General features: G+C 53.6%; 3 protein-coding genes and 5 tRNA genes. All 8 read right to left on the reverse strand.

The features are described from left to right. Nucleotides 1–60 precede the first annotated feature (60 nt). The 8 genes from ABT58_RS22895 to ABT58_RS22930 all read right to left on the reverse strand — a co-directional run bounded on the left by ABT58_RS22895 (nucleotide 61) and on the right by ABT58_RS22930 (nucleotide 5,048). Nucleotides 61–136: transfer RNA gene (locus ABT58_RS22895), tRNA-Phe, on the reverse strand. 135 nt (nucleotides 137–271) lie between these two features. Continuing rightward, on the reverse strand, nucleotides 272–898 hold the full coding sequence (locus tag ABT58_RS22900) for a glutathione S-transferase family protein (RefSeq protein WP_047876755.1): 627 nt from the start codon (nucleotides 896–898) through the stop codon (nucleotides 272–274). Between the two features lie 202 nt (nucleotides 899–1,100). Beyond that, nucleotides 1,101–2,501, reverse strand: a complete 1,401-nt coding sequence (locus ABT58_RS22905) for a lytic polysaccharide monooxygenase (RefSeq protein WP_053063189.1) — start codon at nucleotides 2,499–2,501, stop codon at nucleotides 1,101–1,103. A gap of 259 nt (nucleotides 2,502–2,760) precedes the next feature. Further along, on the reverse strand, nucleotides 2,761–4,398 hold the full coding sequence (locus tag ABT58_RS22910; RefSeq protein WP_047876757.1) for a methyl-accepting chemotaxis protein: 1,638 nt from the start codon (nucleotides 4,396–4,398) through the stop codon (nucleotides 2,761–2,763). 220 nt (nucleotides 4,399–4,618) lie between these two features. Beyond that, nucleotides 4,619–4,694 (reverse strand) — tRNA-Asn (locus ABT58_RS22915). Nucleotides 4,695–4,738: 44 nt separating this feature from the next. Beyond that, nucleotides 4,739–4,814: transfer RNA gene (locus ABT58_RS22920), tRNA-Phe, on the reverse strand. A 36-nt stretch (nucleotides 4,815–4,850) separates the two neighbouring features. Further along, nucleotides 4,851–4,926 (reverse strand) — tRNA-Thr (locus ABT58_RS22925). A gap of 46 nt (nucleotides 4,927–4,972) precedes the next feature. Beyond that, nucleotides 4,973–5,048: transfer RNA gene (locus ABT58_RS22930), tRNA-Asn, on the reverse strand. Nucleotide 5,049 lies beyond the last annotated feature (1 nt).

Below are 5,049 nucleotides of genomic sequence, written 5' to 3' on the forward strand. Positions count from 1 at the left end.
CCGACTGAACTAAGGGGGAATAGTTTGTTGTTGCTTGCACCAGATTCACAAAGTGAATGATGGTGCCTCGAGGCGGAATCGAACCACCGACACGAGGATTTTCAATCCTCTGCTCTACCGACTGAGCTATCGAGGCAACGGAGCGCATTAAACTGGTTTTCGCTGATTTCGTCAATGCTTTTTTTTTGAAAAAATGCACGACTTACCTTTTTTTAAGCCTTTCGCTCGTATTTTGAACTTTTTGCCCTGTTTTAGGGGCAAATTATTGGCATCAGGTGCCTTGCAAGGCGCGTTGTTCTCGCTCTACCGCGCGAGCAAGTGCAGGGCGTCGACTGACAAATTGGCGGTATTTTTCCAGTTTCAGAGGGATTTTTTGTTCAAACTTGGCCGCCCAATTTAAGGTGTGGGCCAGTAAGAGATCGGCAACGGTGGGAAAATGACCAAATAGAAAGCCCGTTTCCGGGACGCGTTGCTCGGCGGTTTTTAACGCGCGCCGACATTCCCAGGCCGCAACCGGCAACATTTCCGGCAACCGGATGCTTTCTGGCAGGGCAAAACGGTGTTTACCCATGCTCCATAGCGCCTGTTCCAGTTCGGTGGTAATAAAACTGATCCATTCATGGTGATGGGCCGAGTCGGCACTGCCGGGTTCAGGCAGCCAATGTTGTCCATATTTTTCGGCCAGATAGAGACAGATGGCGGTTGATTCACTGATGGTCAGATCATCGTCGGTCAGGCAAGGCACTTTGCCTTGCGCGTTAATGGCAAGGTAGGTCGGCGCCCGATGGGCATTTTGATGTAAATGGACAGGGTGATAGTGCCAATCCAGTCCGAGCTCTTCCAAGAGCCATGACACACGTAGTGAGCGGGTTTGTGGGTAGCCGTACAGTGTGAGCATCGTGTCATCCTTGCAAGCAAGAGGGATGAGTATAAACGTAGCCAGTGTGGACGGGTAACTCAAGGTCGGCGTGGGTTGATAAAACGCCGCCTCCCCATATCGAGGAGGCGGACGTGAGTCAGTGTGCTAGGCGCAGACGCGCTAACGTGCAGGTGAGCGGCTTAACGTTAGCGGCCCCATGCTAATAGATATTGCGAAAGGATCATTGCACTTGCCATGGCGAGCCCGCAGTCCCTGGGGCTGTGCCTTTGGTCCACCATTTGGCTTTGTAGGTGTTGCCTTGGTAGGTGACCTGATCGCCCGCGTTATACGCTTTGCTGGCCATCCACTCTTGGCTGCCTGCCGGGGCATTGCGTTCCCAGGCGGCGCTTTCACCCGGACGTTGACCTTGTACCCACCATTTCGCGGTATAGGTTTGGCCATCATAGATGACGGTATCACCGGCAAGGTACACCGCATCGGCCTGCCACGTGGTTTCGCCAGGTGGTGGTTCTACTGGTGGCGGCGGCTCGACAGGCGGTGGGGGTTCTACCGGTGGTGGCGGCTCGACAGGTGGTGGTGGTTCTACCGGTGGCGCATCGGATTTCACTTCTAGACGGAAGCTGAAGTCGGCACTTGGCAGGTACACCTGATTGGCATACAGATCACTTGGCTCGAACACCACGGTTTGTGTGGCATCCTGCACGCCGATTTGGCCGTGTTGGGCAAAGCGGGTGTTGATGGTATCAGCCAGTGTTTGCGCCCATACCGATTCTGCGTCATTGCTGCCATCAATCGGCAGTTTTTCAAATACTTTCTCACTGCCGTTGGCATCAAAAATGCGGAACCAGACGGTGTCGCCAGGCTGTGCGTCGGTAGTGGCTTTCAGTAGCGGACCGGCATTGACCCAAGGGGCTGGCTTATTCGGTTCGGTCGGTTCGCCGCCAAAGCTGATGTCACTGCAGTTGTAGAAGCCTTCACCGGCCGGATCAATACGTTGCCAGCGTGAGTAAAGGATGGCATCGCCGGTACGATCGGTTGGCAGGGTAATGGTGAGCTCGTAATACTTCTTACCGTTGATCACGCTGACCGGTACATTGCCGGTTTTATCCACCAGCTCCAGATCCGCCCAGGTCAGTACTTGAGTGGCATTATCAAAACCTGGCTTGGTGAGGTAGAACTCCCAGAAGCTCGGGTTGTGCGGGGTTTCGGCACGGTACAGAACCTTTAACTGGCCGTTGGGATCTAACGTGATCGCGGTTTTTTGCCAGTCGGCGGAGGCCACGTCCATACCGATTTTTTTCTTATCGGAGGCGGCACACAGGCTGCCATCGGGCACGGCTTTCTCTACAGCGGCTTGATCGCGGTAGTTCGAGACCAGTTTGGCAAACTCTGGCTTTTGTACGAAAGGAAACCATCCGGATTCAAGGAAAGCGGCACGACAGGCGGCGTTCGGGATCTGGGATCCGTCTTGTGCGCCCCAGTAGCCGCCATCTTGTGCACAGATCTCTTGGCGGGCCGGTGGGTACTCCATATACCCATGGCTGGATGCGACTGAGCTATAGCCCAGCGCGCAAAGCGAGGCAACCGCCAGGGCTGTCGCTTTGGGTTGGCTGAATTTCATTGATCTCTCCATTTTGATCGCTGTGGCTGATATCGAATTCTTGTTGTTGTTTTTTATCGATGCTTTTGTAGATTTTTTGTTCTACAAAGGGGGTTTCGCTTAAATTCGGTGGCAGCGCAAATCAGAAATGTCAGCGTACAGGAGAGCGCATAAAAATCTGTTTGTATGATGTATTTAGGTGGGATCCCACGCGATATGCGTCGAAAAAGCCGACTCAGGGGAGAGATGCTCGCCCTGAGTCAGGCTGGAGGAGGTAGGCTTAGCGGCGAGGCGCTGAGAGAATAGTAAATTGGCTGATAGCATCCTCAAGTGCTTGTGACAGCGCGCTGAGGGTGGTGGTGCTGGCATGGCTTTGGGTGATCACCGTGCTGAGCTGACGGCCACTGTCATCAATCAGGTTAATACGTTCGGCAATGTCATCACCGACGTGTTTTTGCTGATCAGCGGCAGAGGCGATCTGATGGCTCATGGTGGTGATCGACTCCAGAGCTTGCACGATTTGGCTCAACGACTCTGATGCCTGACGCGATTGTTCAACGGTGCTCATGCTGGTGCTGGCACAGGTATCCATCGCCGTCAGGGCATGGCGGGATGATTGCTGCAGGTTGTCGATCATCTCGCGGATCTCTTTGGTGCTGTTCTGGGTACGGCCTGCTAGGCTACGGACTTCGTCGGCGACCACAGCAAAGCCTCGGCCTTGCTCACCCGCACGCGCCGCTTCGATAGCCGCATTCAGCGCCAGTAGGTTGGTTTGCTCTGCAATATCCCCAATCACATTCAGCACTTTGGCAATGCTGTTGATGTCATTATCCAGATGCGAGACGGCTTGACCGGCGGTGCTTAGCTCGGTCGCGAGTCCTTCGATGTTCACCACGGTGGATTGGATCAGCTGCTGAGTGTACTGGCTTTGCTGATCGGCATCTTGGGTGTTGTGCGCGGTTTCTTTGGCAGATTCCGCCACATGGCCGGTAGACGAGGCCATTTCCGTCATGGCAGTGGCAATCATCTCGGTGGATTGCTGCTGGGTTTCACTCAAGCTGGTCAGGGCGTTGGCACGATCGGCGACATGGGCCAGCTCCCCGCGCAGCGCCTGCATGGATTGCTCCAGTTGACCCATCAGTTGGGCCAGTGACACGCTCATCTGCTGCACGGCCAGATAGATGCTGCCTTGTGGGGCCGTCGTCGGGAAGGTCGTGCGAATTTCTCCGTTGGCAACGGACTGCACGGCAGCACGCACGTCATCCGGTTCACCGCCCAGCAGGTTCAGAATGCGTTTAATTGCCACGGTTAACGCCAGCAGGATCATGCCGCCAGCCAGCAAGCCAAACAGCAGTTGCCATTGGGCGTTAGACCAAAAACGGGCATTCACTTCATTAAAGCCAATACCGGTGCCGACTACCCAGCCCCAGTGCGGGGTTTTCTTGGCAATTGACAGCTTTTTCTCAATCGTGCCGTCCGGCAGGGCTTGGTGCCAGGTGTACTCCACCAACTGGTTACTGCGGCTGCCCAATACGCGTTGGATCAATTGGCCGATGCTGTTGCCGTCGGCATCTTTGAAGTCATTGAAGCTGGTGCCATGCAACTGCGGATCCAGCGGGGCGGCGACAAAGGTCATGTTACTGTCGACCACGTAGACGTATTCGTTGTCTTTGTACAAGTTATTGCGCAGTAAGCGGGTGGCTAAGGCTTTGGCTTCGCTTTCTGTCATCTTGCCTTCCTGCGCCATTTTTTCCACTTCGGTCAAAATGCTGTAGGCACTGTTGAACAGTTCGGTTACGCGCGCTTTGTTGTCATCACTGCTCGCGACACGGGCTGACCATAAACCAAAGGCACTGCTGATGAAAAGCGCCAACAGGATCATGGCGGAGAGAAGGTACGCTTGGTGTTTGAGTTTCATGTGTATCCATACCGGGCCAGTTGGCCGAGAGAAATGGGAGAGGGCGGTATTTATAATGGCCTTGTTATATTTTGTAAACCTAATCATGGGCATAGAGAATAGCTTGTGACATTTTCGGCACAAAGTGAGGGTGGGTTTGGTGGCAAAGGAATACAGCGTAAGAGAGGGGAGAATGTACCGACGAAAAAAAACCTCAGTCTTTCGACTGAGGTTTCTTAAGTGGCTCCCCCTGCAAGACTTGAACTTGCGACATACGGATTAACAGTCCGCCGTTCTACCGACTGAACTAAGGGGGAATTGTACCTTTTATCTATCACGACAAGTCGTTGTAGATGAAATATGGTGCCTCGAGGCGGAATCGAACCACCGACACGAGGATTTTCAATCCTCTGCTCTACCGACTGAGCTATCGAGGCAAAAGCAGGATGGTTAAGTCTCTGCTTTGCAAGAAATGGTGCCGACTACCGGAGTCGAACTGGTGACCTACTGATTACAAGTCAGTTGCTCTACCTACTGAGCTAAGTCGGCACACTATATCTTTTTTAGTCTTAAGCCATTTGGCTCAACACTGAATTGGCTCCCCCTGCAAGACTTGAACTTGCGACATACGGATTAACAGTCCGCCGTTCTACAGATCGAAATAAGGGGGAA

Source organism: Photobacterium aphoticum (assembly GCF_001029435.1).
In the GTDB taxonomy this organism is placed as follows: domain Bacteria; phylum Pseudomonadota; class Gammaproteobacteria; order Enterobacterales; family Vibrionaceae; genus Photobacterium; species Photobacterium aphoticum.